This is a genomic window from Phocaeicola dorei, assembly GCF_013009555.1.
GTDB classification, from domain to species: Bacteria; Bacteroidota; Bacteroidia; order Bacteroidales; family Bacteroidaceae; genus Phocaeicola; species Phocaeicola dorei.
Genome location: NZ_CP046176.1, coordinates 2,344,015 through 2,367,782 on the forward strand (window position 1 = coordinate 2,344,015; position 23,768 = coordinate 2,367,782).

Here is a 23,768-nt window from a genome sequence, read left to right on the forward strand (position 1 = left end):
TTTAGAGTTGATAACTGAATTTGTCATGGCAAATATATAGCATGAATTTTGATAAATAATTGTTTTGTAATTAGTTGTACTACACATTTCATCACTTGTCACCACGTTTCACCACAGGGGTGACAATGCGAAAACCCAAACGGACAGAAACGGAAGGTAAACGCAAAAGAACGGATTGCCGAAAGACGGGGAAAAGGCCGAACCGAGGCAGGAGGGCGGAAAGAAGGAAAAGCCACCTCCAAAAAAGAAGCCTGTATTATGCAGAGTTGAGAGCGAGCTGCTTTAGTCCCCGTTTCCTTGTATTCCTTATAGGACAGGCGGCAGAGGGAAAAAGAAATTGCCGGTCGGACTGATGTCCCCATTGGGACGGCTCAAAGAGGTAAAATACCGCCGCCCGATTTTGTTTTGACCTTGTTCTATGCGTCGTAGGTCGCTTCGCTTGCTAAGTCCCGGCCTTTTCTCCAACTCGGACGGTGATACCGGAACGTTTTTTCGGGTGAAAAATTACCGCAGGGAATTTTTTGCGCGAAAACCGGGGGCCTGAACGTGGAAGGTATCGCCCTCCGAGTTATCTTCTCCGGGGGACTTAGTGAGTGAAGCGGCACTAAGGATAGCTGTTTATGGAAGAATATGAACAAGCTCATGGATGGTTATCCTGTTGGAGAAATATGGGACTTTTCCCAATTTTCTCCAGTACGACATTCGGAGTATCGATAATTTTCACTACTTTTGCGACATGATTATACCAAGAGACAAATACTTACAAGAACTGAAAAGTGTCATGCACAACGGAATGATCAAAATCATTACCGGAGTGCGTCGTTGTGGCAAATCTTATCTTCTGTTTGAATTGTTCAAACAATCGTTACTGGAAAGTGGCGTTGATGAAGAACATATTATTCAAGTGGATTTGGAAAACCGGCGCAGCAAACGACTCAGGAACCCGGATGTATTGTTGGATTACATTGACAACCACATGACAGACAATGGAATGTATTACATACTATTGGATGAAATTCAAATGGTTTCAGAGTTTGAAGATGTGCTTAACAGCTATCTGAAAATAAAAAATGCGGATGTATACGTGACCGGCAGCAACAGCCGTATGTTATCCAGCGATGTGATCACCGAATTCCGCGGTCGCGGGTATGAAATCAGAGTTCACCCTCTTAGTTTTTCTGAATTCCTTGAGGCCGGACAGTACGATAGCGAACTCTCCGCGTTACAAGATTTCATGATTTATGGCGGCATGCCGCAGGTCGTATCCTTTTCAAGCAAGGAGGAAAAGGAAAAGTATCTGAAATCATTATTCAAGGGCACGTATATCCGTGACATTAAAGATCGTTACGGTATTAGAAATGATGATGATTTAAGTGAGCTTATAGACATCATCGCTTCTAATATAGGATGCCTTACCAATCCGACAAATCTTGAAAATACATTCAAATCGGTAAAAGGTCATAGTATTTCAGATACAACCATACAGAATTATCTCGGTATGTTACAAGATGCGTTTATGTTGGAAAAGGCCATCCGGTACGATATCAAGGGAAAGCATTACATCAATACACCGTCAAAATATTATTTTGAAGATGTCGGATTGCGTAATGCACGTTTGAATTACAGGCAGATTGACGGTGGACACCTTATGGAGAACATCATCTATAACGAGCTTCGAATCAGAGGGTATTCTGTCGATGTCGGACAAGTGGAGGTGCGGCAAATGAATAATGAGGGAAAGAAAATACGAAAGTTGTTGGAAGTGGACTTTATCTGTAACAGGGGTAATAAGCGTATTTATATCCAATCCGCACTTGATATGCCTACCCAAGAGAAAATCGCTCAAGAGACCAATTCTCTCTGTCATATCAAAGATGGATTTCCTAAAATCGTTATTGTGGGAGGGTTGACGCCATCTTATGTGAATGAAGATGGTATATCAATAATCAATGTGATTGACTTCCTCAAAGATAAGGAGGGCATGTTATTGTAAGTTCCCTGTGGCTTAACTCTCAAATCGGCAGGGCAAAACTTGTCATTGGAAATTGTCGTTCCTAAATTTACCATATAAGGATTTAAAGTTCGAATTTTACGGAAAATTCTCAAAATATGCGATTTAATTCCCTATATACGGATTTTAGCGTTCCGACTCTGCTGACTACAGTCAGCGACAAAATAATGAGTGAAAAAAGTGTGTATGATACAACCTGATTCAGGTATGTATGCTCCAACCGTGAAACGGTCCTCCAATCATTACGGCCAATGACTGGTCAGGATTGCCATGATAGAGCAACCCTCCGACAATACCTCTTGTTCCATCTTGTTCCACTTCCGCGAAACCGAATGAATATGGTGCGAAATCGGTATATAATTCTATTTCATACCTGCCGTTGGAGTTGGTTTCCCATTGTTTGAGGCGTTCGATACATTTGTTCAACGTTTCGTCACCGATGCTCTCCGCATACCTGACGGTCTTTTCGTAATGTTCCTGACATTTGATTCTCATTTCCGTATGTTTTTTAAGTTTATAATAAATCTTCGTATATCCTGAAACAGAGGCATCCGGCTATGGTAAAATCCTCCTGACCCTTGTCAGCCAGTGATTTCAAATCTTCCAGGCTGTCGCAGTAGAAGAATATCCCATCGTCCTTTTCCGTGTCGGAATCCATAGCCAGTGCAATCCGCATTTCCTCCGTCTCCAATGTGTCGCTCCATCGGATGATGCAATCCGCGTAATGAGGTTCACGCCCTTGTTCGCTGTAGAATTTCAAGTAGTGACCGCCTATTTCCTTCTTGACTTCATCCGGCTTTTTCCAAGCACTGTCGTCTACAACCTCAAACCCGAGTCCCTCCACTAATAGGCACGTTCCCTTGTCATATACCATCATGGTGCGCTTTCCCATGTGCTTCTCCCGTATCTCCGCCCAATTCGGCAGATCCCAACGCTCCACGGTCCAAATCCCGCGATAATCTTTCGGGATGGAATTGTATTCGCTTAATGTTATCTTTCTCATTTCAAGCTGATTTATGATGTTATAAAAGTTACCTTGTACGTTTTGCACGGTTTCCCGAATGCCGGACGCGGGTTGAATTCACTGCATGATTCCCAGTCCACGCTCATCGTGTAGCCGTCCGGGAAATTCTCGCCGGTGAACCGGCTTATCATCTCCAGATCCTCATTCGTCAAAAATAATTCTTCCTCTATGCCGTACTCCAATGCGAAAATCGCCCATTCGGGAATATTGTCCCAAGCGAGCGTCTGTCTGCCACTTTCAATCATAATGCCGATGTTTACTGCGGTAATACCATAAGTTTGTTGATGATACTGTCCAATTCCGTTTCCCATTTGTCCGTACCGTCCATGACCGACGGATAGGTCAGCTGTTGCCACTGCCGGTAATCGAACAGTTTCATCCGCAACGGGTAATAGTCGAACAGTTTCCGGTTGCCAAGGAATACTCTCAGGTGGTTGGTTCCCACTTCCATCAGTTTCAGACCATAATTGTCAAGAATCTCATGGAACCTTTTCATAGGTGTGAAGTTGCTTCTCTTTTTCATGTCCTTTATGTTTTTATTGTTTGAATCCTATTATATTTCAGCAGCACATTTTGTACAGGGCATCATCGGTCAGTGTGCATAATTCCTCGTCAGTGCAGTAACCGTCAATCTCTTCATTCGCTTCCATTGCCTCATAAATGCCGTTACGCATATCGTTCACCAACTCGTCACGCAGTCTTTCCACAGATACCCTGAATGTGCCATTGCCGGCCTGGATTTCCCTGACCGGGTACGCCACTCCTTTCCAGTAGGTCTTTTCTATACCTATTTCATCGGTACGTCCCTCCATACGATTCAGATATTCCTTTATGATGTCCCCATGACAAGGATTCGGCTTGCAGAAACATCCCAGCGTCTTGCCCTGCAATTCTTCAATCCGTCCGCGGAACTCTTCATCCGTACTTAAACGATGGTAAAAATACTTTCTGTAACTCTCCAGCGTACTGCCTCTTGCCATTGTCGCTTCCAGCCTGAACGGGTTTCCGAAATAACCGTCTTTCCCATGTCCCGCTCTTCCTATGTAAACGTCACAGGATTCCTTGCGGATATTGACTACTCTTGTCTTGCTCATAACTTGTTTTTTAGTCGTTAAACATTTCTGACCGGCAAGCCGGTATTTTATTTCTTGCCTGCCTCACCGTTCCGTGCCGGATTGTGCAAGGCTTTTCGGGAAAATACCGCAAGCGGAGCGCGGAAGATTTTCCCGAAAACCCGCAAGGGCCCGGCCTTGCTCAATCCAAAAGGCACGGGACGACCTTTGCAGGCTGAAATAAAAAAGCGGCCTTTCAATTGCTATTCATTTTCCTTGTCGTTTTCTTCCTGCGGAATCAGGTGTTTCAGATCAGGGTCATTGGATATCCTTTCCTTTTCATCCTCTATTATCCGAACCACGTCCTCCTTGATTCGGGAATAGTTCCGGTCTATCTGCTGTTGCATGATGTCGTTACCGTCGGCATCCTTAAACTCATTGATAATCGGTATTTTCTTGTAGGCTTTGGTTTCCGCCGCCACCTTTTCGCTATCGACAATGATACGGGCATGGAAAATCTTCTGGTCTATCTCTTCCCCGAAGTTGTCCGCCACGCTTCCCACGAACGTACCCTGCGAGAGGTTGGCGATTTTCGATGCAGGAATGAGGGAGTCCATCTGCGTGTTGATGGAGGTGGAAGTGTCCTGCCTGTTGATGGAGAGGGACTGCCGCTGCTGGAGTATCTTTCCGAAGCGTTCCGAAAGGTTCTTGGCCGTTTCACCCACGACCTGACCTGAGAAAATATTGCCGACTGTATTTTGGATTACCTTCGCCTCTTTTTCACCGTAGTCACGTGTCAGTTGCGAGAAGTCCTGAAAACCGAGGCAGACCGCCACCTTGTTGCTTCGGGCGGTGGCAATGAGGTTGTCGATACCGCGAAAATAAATCGTGGGAAGCTCGTCTATGATGATGGAAGATTTGAGCTGCCCCTTTTTATTTACCAACTTAACGATACGACTGTTGTACAGTCCGAGGGCGGCGGAATAGATGTTCTGTCTGTCTGGATTGTTGCCGACACACAAGATTTTGGGATGTTCGGGATTGTTCAGATCCAATGTAAAATCATCGCCTGTCATCACCCAGTAAAGTTGCGGGGAAATCATCCTCGAAAGCGGGATTTTTGCCGATGCTATCTGGCCTTGGAGCTGATCTTGGGCTCCGGATTGCCATGCATCCATAAAGGGGGAAAGATAGTTTTCCAAGGACGGGTATGAGGCCAGAATGGTGAAAATATCGGCATAAGGTTTGTTCAGAAATTCTATCGCGTGAGGGAACGTACAGTATTTGCCGTCCTGATAGATGGTAGGCTCGGCACTCGGCGCCTTGCCGCATTTCTGCGGTAGGTTTCCGAGAGCCTGCCCCCGAACCGTGCTTACATGTCTCCATGTACACGGCTCTCCGTTATAATTCAACTTAGTGTTATACATTGCCATGTATTTTAGCATTACATTCTGGACAGACTGCCAATGTTTTACGGTGCATTTTGAGCATGATGCGTTCCCATTCGTTCTTGCCTGTCAAGTCTTTCAAGGCACGAACATGGTGCATCACCGTTTTGCCATGCGCTCCGCATACCTCGCACTGTTCCGCCTTTAGTCTCTCAACAAGACTTGAGGCTGGCAGAAAATTGGTGTTTGGCATTATGTCGCATTTAGCATCACATTGAGCGTCTTTTCTCTTGAAACCCTCATTATAGAACACACGGCATTTGCATTGCCCTTTTGCATCCGTGTAACTGATTACAAAGTCTTTGTCTTTCGAGTATTTCTTTTTAATCTTCCGTACACTGCTGCTTTGCTTTTTGGCGATGCTTTTGTACATACTGTATTCCATAATATAACCGAACCTTTTGCAAAGAGTAGATACATTGTTCGCTATCGAGTAATAATTGTAGAATCCTCTTATCTCCTTATTGAATTGGGCTACAATATCCTCCGGTTTGCGGTTCATCATATAACTGCGTGCCTTTGGCTTCCAATCCTCCTTGCCATTGGTTTGTATAACCCTCATGGCTTTGTAGTCAATCAACTTGTTCTTGACCACCTCTCTCGGGAGTAGAAGTACAACCTTGCGGTTGAACATTCTTTTGAGCACTCCATTCTTATCTCTCTTGGTGGCTTTGGAGTTGCGTACGGTTATTTCATATCCCAGAAATTTAGCTTTTTCTTGTGCTTGGGTTATAAGCGTTTTCTCTGCCGACAGTTCAAGTTTTAGCTTATCTTTCATGAATTGTGTGATATTCGCTTTGATTTGCCCACATTCTTCATGGCTGCCGACAACCCCAATCAAGAAATCGTCTGCGTATCTGACATATTTCAACCGTCTGTACTCTTCATCCATTTCCATGACACAAGGCATTTGTTGCATCTGTCGGTAATACCCTTTGATTTTATCAATAAGGTCTTTCCGTACCTTTGTATCGGTTTCGGATTTCAGTTTCTTTTCCAGCTTGTTCTTACGGTCTTTAATCCGACGGTAATCCTTATCCAATCTTCTGCTTGCGCCTTTATTGAAAGATTGGGCGTATACCTCCATGTACTTGTCGAACTTGTCAAGGTAAATATTAGCCAGTATGGGACTAATGATGCCGCCTTGCGGAGTTCCACTGTACGTGTGTCTGTATTTCCAATTTTCAATATACCCAGCGTTCAGAAATTTACGGATGAGCCTTATGAACCTCCCGTCCGCTATGCGTTCTTCGAGTATGCCAATCAGAACGTTATGGTCTATGTTGTCGAAGAAGCCTTTTATGTCCCCCTCTATAAACCATTTTGTTCCGAGAAACGTATCTTGAATTTGGGTTAATGCAGTCTGGCAACTCCTACGTGGTCTGAATCCATGTGAGGTATTTTCAAAACTTCCCTCGTATATGGCTTCCAGTATCATGTGTACCACTTCCTGCACCAACTTGTCTTCAAAAGACGGGATGCCCAACGGGCGTTTCTTTCCGTTCTTCTTAGGGATATAGACCCTTTTGGCTGGGTTGGGTTTGTAACTTTCGTCTCTAAGCTTGGAGATTAGATTTTCTATTCTCTGAATACTCATTTCGTCAACTGTCTTGCCGTCTGTCCCAGCGGTCATATTGCCCTGTTTGGCATAGATTCGCTGGTAGGCGGTATAGAACATCTGTTCATTGAATAGAATACGATACAACCGTTCGAACTTATAGCCCGATACATTGCTGTGTTTCACTAAGTTGTTCAATACATTCTTTGGATTTCTCATAATGTCTCTCACATTTTCCTTTGATTATATTGATTATATAACTGCTTCCCTTCGCCATGTGCAGGGCATTACCCTGCTCGGACTACTACGGAAGCTCCGTTGCCATGCCGAATATTCAAGAACGACTTCTATAGCCTTTCGGCGTTTCGGTTTAGGCAATCCCCATTTAGCGGGTGTAATAACAAGCATGACAGACTGTCGGATGCAACGTTCGTCCGTTAATCTGCTTATTGCAGACGTGTCGCAGTCAGTTCTTTGCCCCATACAACCTAAACACTTGCTGGGGTACATGCGATATGGCGTTGGTAACTGCCTTCCGCCACAGCCCTGGTATGTGCCACTGGATTGTTGTTCAACCAGTTCAGGCTTCATCCTCATGTCCGTCTTTCTGTCTTGCCATTCAGTCGCAGCGTGGCAGTTGGCTGACTTATGGCTTCTCCGACATGCTACACTCCCCCTCGGGTTTCCCTCTGGGATAAGTCGGATGACAGTAGGTCTTATTTTCATAGAACTCTAACCTAATCTATTGCTAAATAGATATTTATTACACTGCCTTATGGGCGCACCGTAAGTACCATATAATAGCCGCGAGGAGGATTATCGGGGACTCCACGAAGAAATCACCCTGTTTCTGTATCCAGGTCTTGTTCAAATTTAAGAGTATGGTGTATGCCGATTCGTAAGCATCGCTGATATCCACCATGAATTTCGGGTTGATGGGATTACACCGGTGACTGCGCCTCGGGTCGTCGAAATTTATCACATAGAACTCCGGTCTGACTTTGTATTTGTCCAGGTTCTTCAATAGCTCGTTATAGGCTATGACAGAGAGGTCATCGAATTTGTAATCATACAGATATAATGCGAATCCTTTGGAAATCTGCTGTTTGATGTAATTATTTACCACCGCGTAGCTCTTGCCCGAGCCGGGAGTTCCAAGCACGATGGACGCACGAAAAACATTTACAACATTAATCCATCCGTCCCATTCCTTGCCTTGATAAACGAACTTTGTCGGCAGGTTCACGGAATACTCGTTCTCCATGAGCCGTGTCTCCTGCATGAAACTCTCGTTGCCGGTGTTGAACACATCTTCCATGAGGTTGTGTTTCAGCATCCGGCTTATCCATACGCCCGACATCAGCAGCAGGATATACCCGGCAGTAAGCGTTGCCGTGTATAAGGCGGCATTGACCATCGGGCTGAACGGTAAGTCGAGCATCCACCAGTTCATAAAGAACAGCACCAACCCGGCAAGAAAAGAGGCGTATATCTTTCTCCATGTCATCTTTTGGTTCTTCACGCCTTTTGTGCCCAGGCATGAGAGGGCGAGGAATATGACGGCAAATACTTTTGTGATGAGCAGGTTGCTGAAAAGCCCCGCCGTCCTCTGGAAATTAAGGAGTATCCTGTCTACTACTCCGATGTTGATACCCATATCCACGAATGACCGGTAGCAGTACCAGTAGACGTGGATAACAATAAACACGATGGATATGGCACGCATGAACTCCATGACCTTGGCCAGTCCTCTCAAATCATCTTCTTGTTGCATAATGATATAATTTTAATGGTTTGTAAAATCAGTAATCAGGATATTCCACGGGAGCGGCGTTTCTTTTTCTTCTTGCGTTGCAGCCTGCGGGCAAGCGCCTCTTCCTGCGGGTCGGGACCGTTGATACAAATATCGAAGATTCCGAAAGCCTGTTCGATGGAGCTTTCCATTTCAGAAGAGAAACTTTCTTGTCGGCTGGAATCAGGCACGGGAGCATCCAAATCTGGAGTATTGACCGGACTGTTGAACAGCTGCTCGAAGGCATTGGCGGAAAACTCCTTGCCGAGCCGTGAGCCGTTGTACACCTCCCGGTTCCGGTGGTCGATGAAGGTCGCGCCGTAAATGCGTCCCTCGTCGTTCTCGCGGAATACCGCATCTATTCCACGCCCATTCAAAAGGCGGATGAAGTCCTCCCTGTTGCCCCGGCATCCGTGCATGGCAAGCGCCACCTCGTTCCGTATCTTCGGCTGCCATTTTTTTGCCTTGTATTCACGGGCATTGAACCCGATGCGCTTTTCCAGCCCTTCATAGCCGTAGCGTTTTCCGATAAGGGAGGACTTGACGGGCGTGCATACCGGTTTTCCCGTATCGTCAGTCATGGTATAGACAATCCCGTTGTAAGGTGTCCCGTTAAATTTGCCTTTCACCTGTTTCACCTCGATATTGAAGCTGGAAAGCAAGGCACTGTATTCTCCGAAAGACTGGAAACGGTAGGTTCCGAACACGCTTTTGACGATGTTGGAGACTTGCTGTTTCACATCGCCGCTTTGGTAGTCTGCTTTCTTCAGGTAGGGTTCCAGCAACTCTTTCCGCTTGTCCTCCACCTGTTTCAGCCCGAATTTCCTTTCCAGCTCCCGGCAGGCTTTCATCGAGCGGTTCCACTCGTAGGCGTCGTCTATCTTTTCCCCTTTCTCGTTCACGCAGGTGGAGACGATATGGATATGCCTCCGGCCTATGTCCTCGTGTACATATACAATATAAGGCTGGTCGCCGTAGCCCATTCTCTGCATGTATTCCTTTGCCAGTTCCGCGAATTGGCCGTCCGTGAGGCGGTCATCCACCGAAGGGTTCAGGGAGATATGCAGCACCGGCTTTTCCGTATTTCGGTTGGCAAGCAGGTAGTTGTCAAATGCCCAAAGGGTCTGTTGCATGACACGCTCCGGACTGCCTGTCATATCGGTAATCATACGGTTTCCCGAAATGATACGCGCGGTGGCATCGTTCACTTTCTGCTGGTTGTAGGTAATCGCCCCGTAGAGCGAAACACCCCTGTTGATTTTGGCCACCATGTCATTCCCCCTCCCTTTTTCTTTTTATAAGGTACTCCTCCTCGAACTCGCGGGTCAGCAGGATAATCCGCTTGCTCAACAGTACCAAGTCTATCGTAGCCTTTTCCAGATTGCGGAGCAGAACGAAAGCACGTTTCTCCCCGAAGTTGGTCTTGACGGTTCTCACTGTCTGGTTGTAATTGTTGCCGATGCTCTGGAACTGGTGGTAGAAATTGGTCAGGCGGATGTAGTAGTCCATCGTCGCCTTGTCTATTTTCACGACCTTGATTTCGCGGCCAAAGAGCATTGACTTGATAAACCGTGCCCGTTGTTTGAGTCCTGATTTTGCAAACAGCAGCTCGAACTGCCCGTTCTCCTGGGCGTTCAGCTTGATGCCGTAACGGAACACGGCAGGGTCCGGCTTGGGCTTCCGGCCCACGCTTTTCTTTAAGTTTTTCTTCTTGTTTTCTTCCATACGCGTTGATATTTTCTGTTTCTGATTTTCCGTCCCGGATTCACGACTTTGGAGTGAATCCTCCCCGAGCCGTCAGGCGAGCGGCAAGTTGTTTTGGGATGCCCGAATCATTTCGGGCGGCCCAAAACACAACTTGCTATGTTCGCTTGAACATGAATTCTCCTTCCGTCAAATTGTGTTTGACCCTTCAGCCTCATTCTTCGGCTTCGGGAAAGCCCCGCGGCGGTATCCGTTTCGTTGTCGGTGCAAAGTTATGGCAGTATATATTGCTGTGAAATAGTAAGTTATATGCAACGTGATGACAAATGATGACACAGGTCGTCACCTCCCCTGAAACATGATGCCGGTATGAAAAAATACCCTTTTATTTGCAGCGTGAACGGATGAAACCGAGCTTCCGATAACGGTATAATGGTCATATTGTCTGATGCTTCCGTTATCGGTCCGGATAGTGGAAGCAATGTCGGATATGACAGTTATCGGAATGTCATGACCAACAGACCGACCATTAACGGAAGAATGCGATAACGGACACGTTACCGGTCGGAATAGCGGATGAAGCATACCGTGGTCGGTCGGAAAGAAGCGTTCACGGATTGACGGATGAAACAGATATATATTCAATAACCCATAAAAAGAAAAGATTATGAGCAAAGAACCTTTATTCGTTGCAGTCAGCAACCAAAAGGGAGGGGTCGGGAAATCGGCCTTGACGGTAGTGCTTTCCAGCTACCTCCATTTCGAGAAAAACCTGAACGTGGCAATCATTGATTGTGATTCTCCACAGCACAGCCTTGTGCGCATGAGAGAACGGGACAAAAAAGCCATTACCAACAGTGCCTATTTTCAGCAATTGTTACAGCAGCAATGGAATCGCGTACCAAAGAAAGCTTATCCGATTGTGGGAGCGACTTCGGAAAAGGCAAGAGAGGCTGCGGACGAGCTTGCTGCAAGCGGTGACTATGACCTGATTTTTGTGGATTTGCCCGGAACGGTAGAATCCACCGGGGTATTCCGTACCATCGTCAATATGGATTATGTCCTGACTCCCACCACTCCCGACCTTATCATCATGCAGAGCACGCTCGCATTTTCCACGACGGTTCTTGATTATGTCAAGAACACGAAAGATGTGCCGCTCAAGGATATCATCTTCTTTTGGAACAAGCTGAAAAAACGTACCAACGTGGAAATATACAAATCTTATGCGGAGGTCATGAGGGAACTGCATCTGACTGTCCTTGACACCAAACTTCCCGATTTATGCCGCTACGAAAAAGAAATCACCCATGCAAAACGTGATTTTTTCCGCTGCACCCTGCTGCCTCCTCCAGCCAAGCAACTGGAAGGAAGCGGATTGGCAGAACTGGCAGAAGAACTTATAGTCAAACTTAAACTTGTACACTCATGACAAAGAAAAAAGTGGAAGTGAATGAGGATATCCTCAAGAATATCATTGTCGGGGATATTCCTGTCTTCGGCAGGGAGAAGCCCGCTGAAGAAGATGCGGAACAGCTGGAAACGGAAGCCCCTCCCGTCACAGAAACCGCCGGCCCCTCACCAGAGAAAGCGGTTTCTGCAAAGACACGGAAAAAGAAAGAGGAAGCGGGTGGCTATAAGGAAAGGTATCTGGTCAATATACCTGCATCCAACCGTTCCCATGTCTATATAAACCGGGAAGTGGCCGAATGTATCAAGCGTATCCTTCCGGTCATTGCTCCGGATATGAGCATATCGGGGTATATAAGCAATATCCTCGTGGACCATATCCAACAACATTGGGAAGAAATCAATGAACTATACAACAAGGAATATTACAAACCATTAAAACCATTTTAATCATGACACAGATTATTTTTCAATTTGCAGCCATTGCCTGCTCCATTTATACCTTATACAGATTCGGGTTGTTCATTTGCAGGAAAGTTTGTAAAAACAAAAGAAACAGGGTAACGGCTCAGGTTACTTCTGTTGAAGCAGTTGATGAAGTTAAACCTGTCAATGGACAAGAGAGTGTTTCACCGATTGTCATAGAGAAACTTGCCAATAGTCCAATAACAAAACATTTAGGAATCGCCGCATACAGAGCGACCTATCTGGATAATTATCCTATTGCCAGCCGTATACAGGTTTATATAGACAGGGACAGCCATACCCATATCAAACGCTTTCTGGCGGTCGTCGCTCCGGATGCATCCATGTCCGGCTATATAAGCAAGATTATAGATGAGCATCTGAAAAGATATGAGAATGAAATGTCCGAATTGTACACGAAATGTATCACCCAACCTTTATGATTATGGAAACGGCACTCTATTTTACAGTAAAAATTACATGCGTGACTTTTATATTATGGCACTTGTGGATATTCATCTTCAACCGGCAAATGTATGGCAGATGGGAGAAAGTTTACCATTTGATGCGGATTGTCCGTATCAGGCTATGGAAACATCGCAAGGAACGTACGAGGCGAAAGGCTCGTAATGCCCGCAAAAAGGCAATACGTGGGAAATCTGTAACAGAAACAGCCACACCACAAGACAAGCCAAAGGCAACTGCGTTGTCTCCCGCTGGTGATGACGTGATCGGAAAGACAAAGATTGTCTATTTGGAAGACCCGGAAGTGGCAAGAAAAACTCCCATCCGTTCCGAACCCATGAAAAAAGAACCCATAGAAGAAGATGAGGAGATCCGTCCGGATGATGTGGCGCAGGAGGACAGGGGGCTGACCAGGGAGGAGAAAGAAGAGTTGATGTCTCCTGTAGATGCCGAGCCTGACCCGGATTTTGATACAGCCATGACTTTCGAGGACATAAACAATGTGGCGGAGGTGCTGATGTCTGAAAATCCGGATGAACAGAAGGCTATCCGTGCTGCCACTACCATACATCATAAGATGCAGGACACGGTTATACTCTCTTTTCTTACAGACAAATTGAGCAACCAGGAAAAGGTGAACCGGTTGGTAAGCGAATGTCTGGATGAATCGGGCAGACCGCTTTCAAAACGAAAGGCCACATCCAGGAAAATGGAAACTTTCAATATAGATAAATTCGTTTAATTGTGTCTTTTTGCTGTCATAGTTTTTAGGGCATGGCGATGTGATATCGGTGTGCCCTTTTTTACTTTTAAAAGATTCCATTAGATAAAATTCGGATATTCATGCCTTATTGTATGGCAGGCTTCTTATCTTTGCAAAAATGAATGATTATGGCAGTGACAAAAGCGATATTGGAAAAATGGATAGTGGCGCAAAAACGTCACCGCCTTTCCGACAAATAAGTGCAGATGACCCGCGTTATGGAAACTTATAAATTATGTAAAGTTCAGGCTACTAATTGGTGATAAATAGCGTCGTATCAATACCCATAATTAGACATACTTTCCATTATAATTCATATTAATATAAAACAAGACTACAGATATACATAGGTTTTATGAAGTAGTTCGATTTAACGTCCACGAAAAAAGGAAAATATTAAGAAAGAGCATAGTTCAAAAAAGCACTACGCTCTTTGCTTTTACTGCTTATTTTCTCTTTCCCCCTTTTTCTCTTTGAGAAAGTGCGCTTGCTGCAGCAGTTTTACTTGCAGCACTTGTCCGTCCGTCTCTTAATACTTTTGAAGCGGCACTGGCAGCGGCTTTACCTGTAACTTTTTTAGCCATTACCTTAAAGTTATATTTCCAATCCAAACAATACAGGTGGATTGATTCCTGTCAAAAATAGTTCTTAAATAGCGAATTTTCTTATACCTGTTTAATATTAAAACAATGTAGCCCAGCCAGGGATTTTCTTGGCTAATTTAATCGCTGAAGTACCTAAACTTTTTATTTTCGATATAAGTTGGGCTTGTGCCAAATTATCTTTAGAGGCTTTCTCTACAACTTCCACTAATGCTTGATAGGTTTGCATACTGTTTGATGCAGGTACGATTGCATTAATTTCCTCCTTTGATAATCCTTTTAACTGTCTTAGTTCAGAACTATACATGCCGTTAAACACTGCATCTGCATTGGCAAATGATTCAGAAAATCTGTTTGTTTTCATTTTGTTATTTTATTAGTTAATTCTTTGATTTTATTTGCTATATCTTCGATTTGCTGTTGGGCTTTGTCACTTTTAATGTTAATCTTTTCCCCTTTGTCAAGAATCACATCTACAAAACTTGATAACTCGACCAATTGATTGGTAACTGTAGTATCTAAACCATTAAGACCAGCAATGGAAAGTGCTTCGTTTTGGCTTTCTTTGATTTTACGAACTGATACAAGATAAGCAGTTAGAGTTGTATTGGCATATATCGTATTTTGATAGGATTGGTCTATTGCACTCAATACTTCTCTTTCTTGCTGTAGTATAGGAGAAAGCAATTCATTTTTTTTCATATTTATCTGTCGATTTGCTGCCTCTTGAAATTCCAACATAACATTCAAGGCTTCTTCCGTCTCATCTTTACCACCCTTTTTCCCGGCATTTTCTATAATTCCGTATATTGACGATTCGCCTCTTTTATGCTTATTTAGCTCTATTTCTAAAACATGATGGATGATAAACGGAGCATACACATCGTCGATGAAAGCATTTATGTTATGCTTTATTCCGTTATAATATAGTTGTACCATATTACGCTGAGAATTATGCAAAATTTGCAAATCCGAGCCTATCGTTTTCGACAGGGTTACGGCTTCTTTGGGTATTGAGGCACACGACACCAGCAATAACGAAGAAAAAATAACAGCTAAAATTTTATTATTCATATTTTTATAGTTTTAATGTATTCCACCACCATGCCAAATACCTGTGGCAACCCAGATTTCATAATGAAGTAACCATTCACTTGTCCAAGGAATAATTGTATCTGCAATAAATTGAGACTCATCCCATTCTTTTGCCCTTTTATAATATATACACAGGTGTTGTTTTTCTGTGTTATACACATGCTTAAGTCTCGTTTCCCCTTTGGCTAATGTCAAAGGTTTTGGAGCTAAAACATAGACATTAGGATGGCTTTCCCGGTGGTAAACAACTTTAATCAGATATTTGGGGCTTAAGCAGGTTGGTTGTATATGACCTTTCCAAACAAGAGTATTTAACCTAATTGAATATTTAGAATCAGGGAAGTAAGACTGAAGCTTAAGAGCTTGTATCATTAGTGAAATTTCTTGTTTTTTAATCATTACCATGAAAATTGTGTGCAGCAGCAGTGACACTACCAACTGTACTAAGAATCCCTGTACCTATTGCCATTTTTAATACTCCATTTTCCCGAAGATTAAAATTTTTCCTACCCAATGCTGAAAAAACCTTTGTTACAATTTTTTCGCCAAATGGTTTTCCCATAGATTCAGAAATATTATGCAATCCCCGTTGTTGAACTATAGTTTGAATGTCTTGTTCAACCTGATTGAGCCACTTATAAAAGTTCTTTTCTCGCTGCGGATGTTCTACCCATTTGTCAGCAAAGTTCTCTTCGGGATTCACCGGATTTGGAATCCATTTAATAGTTCTGCCTATGCTTGAGTCATAGCGACTCTCGATATAATTCCGCATATTGGTACTCACATTCGTCAATGCATCTATGATAGACGTTTCTTTGTTGTATGCCCTTGAAGCTAAAGTTGTAATAATAATGGATATCGGTTTATCTTCATCTCCGTCAAACATCATATCACGATGTCGTTTCAGAATTTGAACAACCCGCTGAAGTGGTAACTTCTCTTTATTATATTTCGGAACAGGACTTACAGCTTCCGCCAACATTATGGATTTACGTAATGAGACAACATTAGCTGCATTGAAAAACCATCTACCATAACCGAAGGGGTTGCTTTTCATCCAGTTTTCAGCAATCGTGTCGGTATAATAGTTGTTTTGTTTATTATCTGTTATACGTATTGCTAATGATTCGTAATCTTTCTCCAATGCTGTATCCGAAAAGGCTTTTTCAAGTACAATATTATATCCACTACAAACAAGGCTCGGAAGTATATCCATATGATAATTGGCACTATCAGAATACATCAATGTCCAACATCTTCGTCCTTCTCTATCAAGCATATTTTTGTAAGTCTCGTTTGCTTTAAGTCGATTTCCGACCACTTGTTTGAGATGATATTGTGTCCACTGTGGATTTTTGCCTGTTAGTTCACACACTAAGTCAATATCCAAATCATCATCTTCACAAATGGGTTTGATCATTGTTCCAAGCATGAATGAACCTTGCGGGCGAACGACCGGTTTATATGGAGCAAGCGATGATTCAGGCTTTGCCAGCCATTCACCTACTGCACCATAACTACTAACTGCGGTGTTATATTGGGTTTCCGTGATGTCCAATGTTTCGCCGAGTGTTTCTAAAATTTCACTGAATTGCTTTTTTTCTTCTTGTGTCAGCATATCTGTTTATTTAATTATTATTGTCTTATAAAAATCATTTTTTAACTTATTCGCATCATAGATTGCCATAGGCATATCAACTTTAGGCATCCACACTCTACCCAATTCAACAGATGCGGAGACTGGCATAGCTGGAAAAACATGTAATTCTGTACAACCATGATGGAATTTGATTTTGTCAAAAGCATTTCTGACCGTACGACGAAAATCAGATAATAATGCTTCTGTTTTTAAGAAATCATTGTTAGGTGTACCACTTATTGTGATTTCCCATATACTTGTATTTTTTCCAAGAGCCTTTTGTATTCTATCATGTGTCACTGTTGCACTCAAACTAAATACGAGTACGGGAATTTTCGTTTTATTAGCAGGTTCATGTAGAATATATTCTATATCATTGGATATCATCGACTGCCACTTCCACGTAAAAGGTTCTCTGTGTCTTTGATATACTTTTACATCATTCAAATCGTTCAATAAAACTCCCAATTTTATAAGTAGTGGCTGCGGTGCGAGTGCAAATACAGAATAATGATCAGTATTTCCTTGCATCAATCGTGGCTTTATTTGTAGCTTAAACTGTTCACAAAGATTAGCTTCTTCTATCACCCAATAAGTGTCAGTATCATCCGTAAACGGCACATTCTTCATCCTTAATTCTATGGCATTATCGCTTGCCGGATAATAATCATATAACAATGCTTCACATGCAGATTGGTAAGATAAGGGAGAATTGTTACTCCCTATATTCGCTCCATATAAGATTATTTCACTGGACATATTGGGGGCTATGTCCGTTATTCGTCTAATACGTTCTTCATGTTGATGTTTCATAACTAATAACCGAGATTCAGGATGCCCTTCTACGTCCACTTTATCTATTAAATTATGATGCTCATTACATAATAGCATCAAATTGCTTATGTCATCACAAAGTAGTTTGGAACGTACAGTATCACCTCTTGGACCATCTGGTTTGTCCGCTACTATGTGGGCAATATAGGCGCTATTATATTTTTTCTTTGTCAATATATCTGTATACAATATCCTATTGCATCCTTCATATTCACATCTCCCACCAGAGACTGCCCATAGGAGATTCTGTTTTTTAATAGTAATGTTTGTTACGCTCATTCTGTATCTATTTTATTCACCACCATTTTATTATATACAAATTCCGTTAGGATAAAATCCCGTTATTCTATAATATATATCTATATTTGCAGAATAATTGGTATCCCCTTCAACAATATACCAATTCCGTTAGTAACGCTTTTAGTATATATATGAAAAGTGACGTAATGACAGAAAAGATAGATTTTGAAAGTATGGTTGGTTCTGAATTGTTGGAATATATCTCATTCAAAGATGAATTTCCCAATGAGGCAGAAATGGCATTCTATGTATTCCAAGCTCGATATCAACGAGATATATTGCAAAAATCCGAGGTCCTATGTTCTAAATTTGAATATAATGAAGCTATTGCTTTTTTAGCAGCAACATGTACTTTTGATAAAGTATGGAAAAACGCTCATACTTTTAATATGAAAAAAGCAAATACTAAAAATGTTGATAAGGCCATTCTTTTATGGATGTATAAAATATTATTCACCCAAATATTGCTTTTTAAGAATAGGGACACTTGCGCTCAGCCTACAAAAGAGGAAGATTTGTCACTAATTAATGATGTGGACGGACTTATTAAGGTGCATGCTCCAGAGGATCTTGAGAAACAAAAGGAATTAAAAGAGAATTTAAGTTTTCTGGAAAGGGCACTACAAGGGCTTTCACCAAAACATAGAATAATCTATTTCACTTATTTAGCATACAAACCAGATAAAGATAAAAACATTCCACGTTCTGTAAGTAATAAGTTACAAGAACAATTGGAGTTGACACAAGCTTCCATCAGAGTATATAGAAAAGAGGCAACCGATCTTGTCAATAATTATATAAACAAAGTTAATGGGAACAGATAATAAACATAAAATCAACAATCAGAATTTGGAAGAGTGGTTCCGTTCTACCGGATTTTTATTTCCAACAAATGAATTGGAACTTGCAAGGTTTGATAAATTGTATGCTGATTATGACTTCAAATTAAAAGACATTTCAATTGATGCGAAGTCCATAGTTGAAGGGAAAATTTGTTCTTGCGGTACAAAAGTGCTTCATATCGAAAAAACTGATGAACTGAAAAATGAAATAGAAGGATTGAGAATGGTTGCAAGAAAAGGGCAAGAAGTTTCTAAACATATTCTTGATAAAATGACTAAAAAGCATCGCAAGAACAATGATAGCGAAGAATAATAGATTAAAAATTAGGAAATTAGCAGAATATATTGCTTTACAGTTCGATGAAAAAATAACGCCGCTTGAAAAGATTGTCGCTGATGAGAACTTAGATGTATTTTATGATAACTACGAAAGTAATACTTTTGATGGAATGACTATTTATGATAATGGGAAGTTTTATATTCATATTAATACATACAATGGTAACCGAGCCGATACAGATAGAGGAAGATTTACTTTAGCACACGAACTCGGTCATTATTTTATTGACACACATAGAATTGGTTTGAAAAATGGATTATTAGAACCACATCCATCTCTTACCAATAAAGCTCAATATTTTTCTATTGAACGTGAAGCTGATTATTTTGCCGCCTGCTTATTAATGCCTGAAGAACGTTTTCGCAAAGACATTGGGAATAAGAAATTCGGCATTGAGGTGATAGATTACTTGAGGGCTGAATATAAAATAAGTAGAACAGCTTGTGCTTTGCGATTTGCAGATATTGGAAATTATCCTCTCTTAATAGTATATGCAGAAAATAATATTATAAGATGGTCCTATTCAAGTGAGGATTTTCCCTTCAAATGGATGATTAATGACAAAATCGTACCACGAAACACAGTAATGGGAGATTATTTTAATAATAATCATATTGCAGAGGTTTTTCGAACGGAGCAAGTCTGGGCTATAGATTGTTTCAAATACGTTAAAGATGAAGATCTACAAAGAAAATTCTATGAACATTGCATCACTCATAAAAATTCTGCTTTAAGTCTATTCTGGGAGGATTGATCCATAAATGGCATATAGGAAACATAAACAGCTACTTTCATTTTAGGAAAGTGGCTGTTTTATTATTGCTATTAGTTCAGATAATTACTTGAAGTTTTTCAACCAATCTAATAGATTATCGTTTCCAACCCATATTGGAGATTCCTTGTTAATTACATCTACATAGGCGTTTTCTATTGCTTCCCGCTTTTGTTTAGAATCAGTTCTTGCATAGATTTCGGTAGTCAGAACAGATTCATGTCCGAGAATATCACGGATATAAACCAAATTGACACCAGCTTGCAAAAGATGCATCGCTTTTGAATGCCTTAGAGAATGTGGAGATAGTTTAGGGATTAATGTCGAATCCTTAACCCTCGCAGCGTTGGCATAAGTTTGTAAAATATTTGCAATCCCTTGCCTTGTGAACTTTTCATTGCGGCTATTGGAAAAAAGTGGACTGAAATTTGCATGGCTTTCAAGTAATTTATTCTCTACCAAATATCGTTTCAAATGGATAACCTGTTTCTCCATTAACGGTACTATTCTTGGTTTATTACCTTTTCCAATAACTTTTATCGTATAAGGCTTTGTCAAGCGTATCATAGCCGGTGTTAAATCGATGATTTCTTGTACTCTGGCTGCACAATCGTACATTAAAGACAGCATTGCTAAATCACGTCTGCCTTTTTTAGTTGACTGATCTGGTTGTTGCAACAAAAGTTGAATACCATCGACAGTTAGATAGTTGACATTCTTCTTGATGTTTTTTTTTGCCTTGATAGACAATATTTGCTGCCATTCATTCAGGTTTTCTGGCATTTCATATTGAAGGTACCGGAAGAAGGAATGTAATGCTGCAAGACGTACATTTCTCGTAGCAGTACTACAATGTCTTTCAGATTGTAACCATTCTAAAAAAGCAATAATATTTTCTTTAGTGATGTTTTTTATTGCTAATTTATTAACTGCTATATTTTTCTTTTCTTCCATAAAAGTAATGAACAATATAAAGGTTGTTTTATACGATTCTATGGTATTTGTGCTCAGACCTCGTTCACAGGGAAGGTATTTGGATAGAAAATCAGTGAGCTTTTTAGCAAAATCTGTTGGTTTCATATTCTTATCGTTTATAAATTTCGGGGAATAAATAAGGAAATAACTCATTGGTTTTCTGAAGTATTAACGGAAACATTTCTGCTGTTAATCTTACGTACTTGTCAGTTGATGCAACAGACTGGTGTCCGAGGTAAGCAGATAGAATAGGTAAAGAATAATACATATCCAACCCATTTTCTGCCATTGAGGCAAGTGTGTGTACGCTAAACGTATGCCGGAAACCATGCAGTCTTGGTCCGATGCCCCTACCTTGATAGGAGATCCCAGCTTCATATATCAATTTTCTAAACCATTTATAGGCAGCTTCACTACCGAAAGGCTTTCCATTTGGTTTTATAAAAAAGCGCTCCGAATTGTAGTTGATGCGATATTGTTCGCTATGCTTTAGGTATTCTTCATAAACGATAGCAAGAGAATCTGAAATTGGCACTATACGATCCCTGCCATTCTTGTTATCACGTAAGACAATATGATTATCTTTAAGATTAACATCTTTACATAATAAATGAATTGGGACTTAACCCCGACAAGCTCGGAAAGATAGACAATTATAAGCAGGAACCGTGGAAAACTCCGCTTCCCCAGTTTATAGAGCACATCTATTTCAAGCGGTTCAAGCGTGAGGAACCTGAAACGGTCAAGCCGCTGAAACAGATTATGAAGGAAATGGAAGTCAGGAAGAAACTTCAAAAAGAGAAAAAGGAGGAGCGTAAGAAACAGCAGGAAACGGATTCCGATATAATTTACCCTGGGGAGTAAAACTATATCTTATTAAAAGTCATTTTTATTCAATAGTGAATAAAAATGACTTTTAATATTGAAGTGGCCTATAACCTGCGTAAGGCATCCGTTACAAAATCGACCATCTTGTCCGGACTGAAGCTGTCATAAAGAAGCAGGTCACAAATGGCGCTTCCGTTCATGTCATCTTTCTGAAAGTCCGCCGTGAATACGCAGACCGGTTCATCCTTGTAACCGGGAGCCTGATAATACAATCTGATATTTTTTCCTATATATAAGCCGATATCAAGCTTCAACAGCCGCATTGACAGTGCCAGCCGTCCGGACGGTTCCCGGTCCGGTAATTCTATTACAACAGGAAGAGCCGGCGAGGGAACGCCGTCCTTGCCTTTTTTACACAGCAGGATATCGGGCTGTCCGGAACCGTCCCCGCCGGAAGGCTTCACATCCCGGAACACCATTGTCCCGTTGGTTTTCTTCCATCCGAGATACCTCAGGCAATATCCTATATCCCGCAGATAATCCCCCTTTACCGCTTCCGGTTTAAGATAGGGTGACAAATCCGCTACAATCTCAGGCCAGTTTTCATTCATGGTTCATGGTTTTTGATTCAACATTATTATCCGATACACAAGGCGGTACATATCATTGTGAGTCGCTTCCGGATATCGGATACCGCCTCTCAGTATACTACCGTATTGATTTATAGAGACAAAAATACCGGTTTTCCCCAGACGCTCAAGTTATAGTTTCTTAATATATCCTGTGTGTCCATTCCGACTTGTTTCCCGGATTGTGTTAATTTGCATAAGCTACACAAATGCCACAATCCGGTTTCTTGTTTCATGGCCGCCCTTTGTTCATGATTCCGTTTGACGCATACCGTTCTGACTCGAACTTTTTATCCGATACGGACAAGCTGCCGGCACTTCATCATTTCATGGATGTTGATGACAGGCTTGCCGCTTGTCAATGCCTTGCTTACCGTATAGAACGTGCCTCCCTCCGGTACGAGATCCCAATAGGCTATGACAATATCCGCCTTGCGTACCATGTATTCGTCCCTGCGCAGGTAACATCCCTTGTGGTAATTCTCGGAAACCATGACCACCCTGTCCGCCTTTTCCAGCAGACGGGCATATAACAACCGGTCTTCCGCGTCGAACCACAAGGGCTGTTTCCTGAATGGCACCGCCGCCACAAGCATGATATCCCCATATTCCTCCCTTGCCTGCAACACGGCTTCCGCCGCCGTCATGTCGAACCCGCAGGCCATGCCGGTGTAAAAGACGCGATAGCCTTTCTTGTATAGTTCGACAACCTCATGCAATACCGCGTTTCGTATTTCCCCTGTCAATCGCGGGTTGTTTCCGCCTCCTTGCAGCATACGTTCCTTCCGGTGTCCCGTGAATGCCGCTGCCAGACTGTTTCCTGTTTCCATGATAATCTTTTGTTTTTCATTTGACATATACCGTGCAATTTGGACGGTCTTTTATTTCTTGCCGGCCGTTCCGTCCCTGTCCGGGCTTGTGCAAGGCTTGCCATGGAAAAATACCGCAGCGTGCGAGGATGATTTTTCCACGGGCAACCAACCCGAAGGGTCGCCTTGCACAAGCCGCCGGGACACGGGACTACCTTTGCCGGGGAGAAATGAAGGACCGGTTCTCCACTTATACTTTTACCTGTTGTCCGCTGCCTGGAACCCATTTTCCGTCATCTTGAAAACCCTTGCCAGTGCAACGTGATGACATACGGTGTCACAGGTCGTAAGGTTTGTAAATCAACGAATTAAACACTATATATTCGCCGTCGAAATGATTTTTTGTCTCAC

General features: G+C 42.2%; 26 protein-coding genes and 3 pseudogenes. 9 read left to right on the top strand and 20 right to left on the bottom strand.

What is annotated here, in order from left to right:
- Positions 1-736: 736 nt before the first annotated feature.
- Positions 737-1,993, top strand: coding sequence for an ATP-binding protein (locus tag GKD17_RS09620; protein WP_032936778.1), 1,257 nt, complete (start codon positions 737-739; stop codon positions 1,991-1,993).
- A gap of 219 nt (positions 1,994-2,212) precedes the next feature.
- On the opposite strand, the gene GKD17_RS09625 is transcribed toward GKD17_RS09620, so the two are convergent.
- From GKD17_RS09625 to mobA, 10 genes and pseudogenes are all read right to left on the bottom strand, one after another.
- The gene (locus GKD17_RS09625; RefSeq protein ID WP_007838681.1) at positions 2,213-2,506 is read right to left on the bottom strand and encodes a DUF4120 family protein; all 294 of its coding nucleotides are present in this window, start codon (positions 2,504-2,506) and stop codon (positions 2,213-2,215) included.
- A 19-nt stretch (positions 2,507-2,525) separates the two neighbouring features.
- Positions 2,526-3,014, bottom strand: coding sequence for a hypothetical protein (locus tag GKD17_RS09630; protein ID WP_007838682.1), 489 nt, complete (start codon positions 3,012-3,014; stop codon positions 2,526-2,528).
- A gap of 11 nt (positions 3,015-3,025) precedes the next feature.
- Positions 3,026-3,280: a DUF6926 domain-containing protein gene (locus GKD17_RS09635; protein WP_007838684.1), complete on the bottom strand. Its 255-nt coding sequence runs from the start codon at positions 3,278-3,280 to the stop codon at positions 3,026-3,028.
- A gap of 11 nt (positions 3,281-3,291) precedes the next feature.
- The gene (locus tag GKD17_RS09640; protein ID WP_007838686.1) at positions 3,292-3,558 is read right to left on the bottom strand and encodes a hypothetical protein; all 267 of its coding nucleotides are present in this window, start codon (positions 3,556-3,558) and stop codon (positions 3,292-3,294) included.
- 37 nt (positions 3,559-3,595) lie between these two features.
- Complete coding sequence (locus tag GKD17_RS09645; protein ID WP_007838687.1) at positions 3,596-4,129, bottom strand: DUF4326 domain-containing protein; 534 nt, start codon at positions 4,127-4,129, stop codon at positions 3,596-3,598.
- Between the two features lie 221 nt (positions 4,130-4,350).
- Positions 4,351-5,388, bottom strand: a pseudogene (locus tag GKD17_RS09650) (TraM recognition domain-containing protein); the annotation flags it as partial.
- A gap of 118 nt (positions 5,389-5,506) precedes the next feature.
- Positions 5,507-7,312, bottom strand: a complete 1,806-nt coding sequence (locus GKD17_RS09655; protein ID WP_007839264.1) for a reverse transcriptase domain-containing protein — start codon at positions 7,310-7,312, stop codon at positions 5,507-5,509.
- A 565-nt stretch (positions 7,313-7,877) separates the two neighbouring features.
- Positions 7,878-8,867, bottom strand: a pseudogene (locus GKD17_RS09660) (YWFCY domain-containing protein); the annotation flags it as partial.
- Between the two features lie 35 nt (positions 8,868-8,902).
- Positions 8,903-10,156 (bottom strand): conjugal transfer protein MobB, encoded by a 1,254-nt coding sequence (gene mobB / locus GKD17_RS09665; protein WP_007838691.1) that lies wholly within the window; start codon positions 10,154-10,156, stop codon positions 8,903-8,905.
- A gap of 1 nt (position 10,157) precedes the next feature.
- Positions 10,158-10,610, bottom strand: coding sequence for a conjugal transfer protein MobA (gene mobA, locus GKD17_RS09670; RefSeq protein ID WP_007838692.1), 453 nt, complete (start codon positions 10,608-10,610; stop codon positions 10,158-10,160).
- 646 nt (positions 10,611-11,256) lie between these two features.
- On the opposite strand from mobA, the gene GKD17_RS09675 reads away from it, so the two are divergent.
- The 4 genes from GKD17_RS09675 to GKD17_RS09690 are packed head-to-tail and all read left to right on the top strand — an operon-like array spanning position 11,257 to position 13,671.
- Positions 11,257-12,021: a ParA family protein gene (locus GKD17_RS09675; protein ID WP_007838696.1), complete on the top strand. Its 765-nt coding sequence runs from the start codon at positions 11,257-11,259 to the stop codon at positions 12,019-12,021.
- A complete protein-coding gene (locus GKD17_RS09680; RefSeq protein ID WP_007838697.1) occupies positions 12,018-12,449 on the top strand; it encodes a DUF3408 domain-containing protein in 432 nt (143 codons plus the stop codon). The genes GKD17_RS09675 and GKD17_RS09680 overlap by 4 nt, the downstream gene beginning before the upstream one ends.
- Before the next feature lie 2 nt (positions 12,450-12,451).
- Entirely contained in the window at positions 12,452-12,907 is a 456-nt protein-coding gene (locus GKD17_RS09685) for a DUF3408 domain-containing protein (protein WP_007838698.1), read from the top strand.
- Between the two features lie 2 nt (positions 12,908-12,909).
- Complete coding sequence (locus GKD17_RS09690) at positions 12,910-13,671, top strand: DUF4122 family protein (RefSeq protein WP_032936782.1); 762 nt, start codon at positions 12,910-12,912, stop codon at positions 13,669-13,671.
- A 467-nt stretch (positions 13,672-14,138) separates the two neighbouring features.
- Here GKD17_RS09690 and GKD17_RS09695 read toward each other — a convergent pair whose 3' ends face one another.
- The 6 genes from GKD17_RS09695 to GKD17_RS09720 all read right to left on the bottom strand — a co-directional run bounded on the left by GKD17_RS09695 (position 14,139) and on the right by GKD17_RS09720 (position 18,141).
- Positions 14,139-14,276, bottom strand: coding sequence for a hypothetical protein (locus GKD17_RS09695; protein WP_007838700.1), 138 nt, complete (start codon positions 14,274-14,276; stop codon positions 14,139-14,141).
- A gap of 97 nt (positions 14,277-14,373) precedes the next feature.
- Positions 14,374-14,658 carry a hypothetical protein gene (locus GKD17_RS09700; RefSeq protein ID WP_007838701.1) on the bottom strand — a complete coding sequence of 95 codons (285 nt, stop codon included), beginning with the start codon at positions 14,656-14,658 and terminating at the stop codon, positions 14,374-14,376.
- The gene (locus GKD17_RS09705) at positions 14,655-15,368 is read right to left on the bottom strand and encodes a hypothetical protein (protein WP_007838702.1); all 714 of its coding nucleotides are present in this window, start codon (positions 15,366-15,368) and stop codon (positions 14,655-14,657) included. Before GKD17_RS09705 ends, GKD17_RS09700 begins: the two co-directional genes overlap by 4 nt.
- 12 nt (positions 15,369-15,380) lie before the next feature.
- A complete protein-coding gene (locus GKD17_RS09710; protein WP_032936786.1) occupies positions 15,381-15,788 on the bottom strand; it encodes a hypothetical protein in 408 nt (135 codons plus the stop codon).
- Positions 15,781-17,007 carry a nucleotidyltransferase domain-containing protein gene (locus tag GKD17_RS09715; protein ID WP_007838706.1) on the bottom strand — a complete coding sequence of 409 codons (1,227 nt, stop codon included), beginning with the start codon at positions 17,005-17,007 and terminating at the stop codon, positions 15,781-15,783. Before GKD17_RS09715 ends, GKD17_RS09710 begins: the two co-directional genes overlap by 8 nt.
- Positions 17,008-17,013: 6 nt before the next feature.
- On the bottom strand, positions 17,014-18,141 hold the full coding sequence (locus tag GKD17_RS09720; protein ID WP_007838707.1) for an SAVED domain-containing protein: 1,128 nt from the start codon (positions 18,139-18,141) through the stop codon (positions 17,014-17,016).
- Positions 18,142-18,293: 152 nt separating this feature from the next.
- On the opposite strand from GKD17_RS09720, the gene GKD17_RS09725 reads away from it, so the two are divergent.
- From GKD17_RS09725 to GKD17_RS09735, 3 genes are read left to right on the top strand one after another with little or no spacing between them, the layout of a single operon-like run.
- Complete coding sequence (locus tag GKD17_RS09725) at positions 18,294-18,986, top strand: hypothetical protein (protein ID WP_007838708.1); 693 nt, start codon at positions 18,294-18,296, stop codon at positions 18,984-18,986.
- Positions 18,973-19,317 (top strand): hypothetical protein, encoded by a 345-nt coding sequence (locus GKD17_RS09730; protein WP_007838709.1) that lies wholly within the window; start codon positions 18,973-18,975, stop codon positions 19,315-19,317. Before GKD17_RS09725 ends, GKD17_RS09730 begins: the two co-directional genes overlap by 14 nt.
- Positions 19,301-20,098: an ImmA/IrrE family metallo-endopeptidase gene (locus tag GKD17_RS09735; RefSeq protein WP_007838711.1), complete on the top strand. Its 798-nt coding sequence runs from the start codon at positions 19,301-19,303 to the stop codon at positions 20,096-20,098. Before GKD17_RS09730 ends, GKD17_RS09735 begins: the two co-directional genes overlap by 17 nt.
- Before the next feature lie 84 nt (positions 20,099-20,182).
- Here the strand turns inward: GKD17_RS09735 and GKD17_RS09740 are convergent, their stop codons facing one another.
- Together GKD17_RS09740 and GKD17_RS23735 are read right to left on the bottom strand one after the other, a co-directional pair.
- Entirely contained in the window at positions 20,183-21,196 is a 1,014-nt protein-coding gene (locus tag GKD17_RS09740) for a site-specific integrase (RefSeq protein ID WP_032936794.1), read from the bottom strand.
- A gap of 4 nt (positions 21,197-21,200) precedes the next feature.
- Positions 21,201-21,707, bottom strand: coding sequence for a tyrosine-type recombinase/integrase (locus GKD17_RS23735; protein ID WP_080549553.1), 507 nt, complete (start codon positions 21,705-21,707; stop codon positions 21,201-21,203).
- Between GKD17_RS23735 and GKD17_RS09750 the strand changes: the two are divergent.
- A pseudogene (locus GKD17_RS09750) lies at positions 21,704-21,955 on the top strand (hypothetical protein); the annotation flags it as partial. The gene GKD17_RS23735 and the pseudogene GKD17_RS09750 sit on opposite strands and share 4 nt — an antisense overlap.
- Positions 21,956-22,023: 68 nt before the next feature.
- On the opposite strand, the gene GKD17_RS09755 reads toward GKD17_RS09750, so the two are convergent.
- Entirely contained in the window at positions 22,024-22,530 is a 507-nt protein-coding gene (locus GKD17_RS09755) for a hypothetical protein (protein ID WP_007838717.1), read from the bottom strand.
- Between the two features lie 308 nt (positions 22,531-22,838).
- Positions 22,839-23,405, bottom strand: a complete 567-nt coding sequence (locus GKD17_RS09760) for an SLOG family protein (protein ID WP_007838719.1) — start codon at positions 23,403-23,405, stop codon at positions 22,839-22,841.
- Positions 23,406-23,768: the final 363 nt, after the last annotated feature.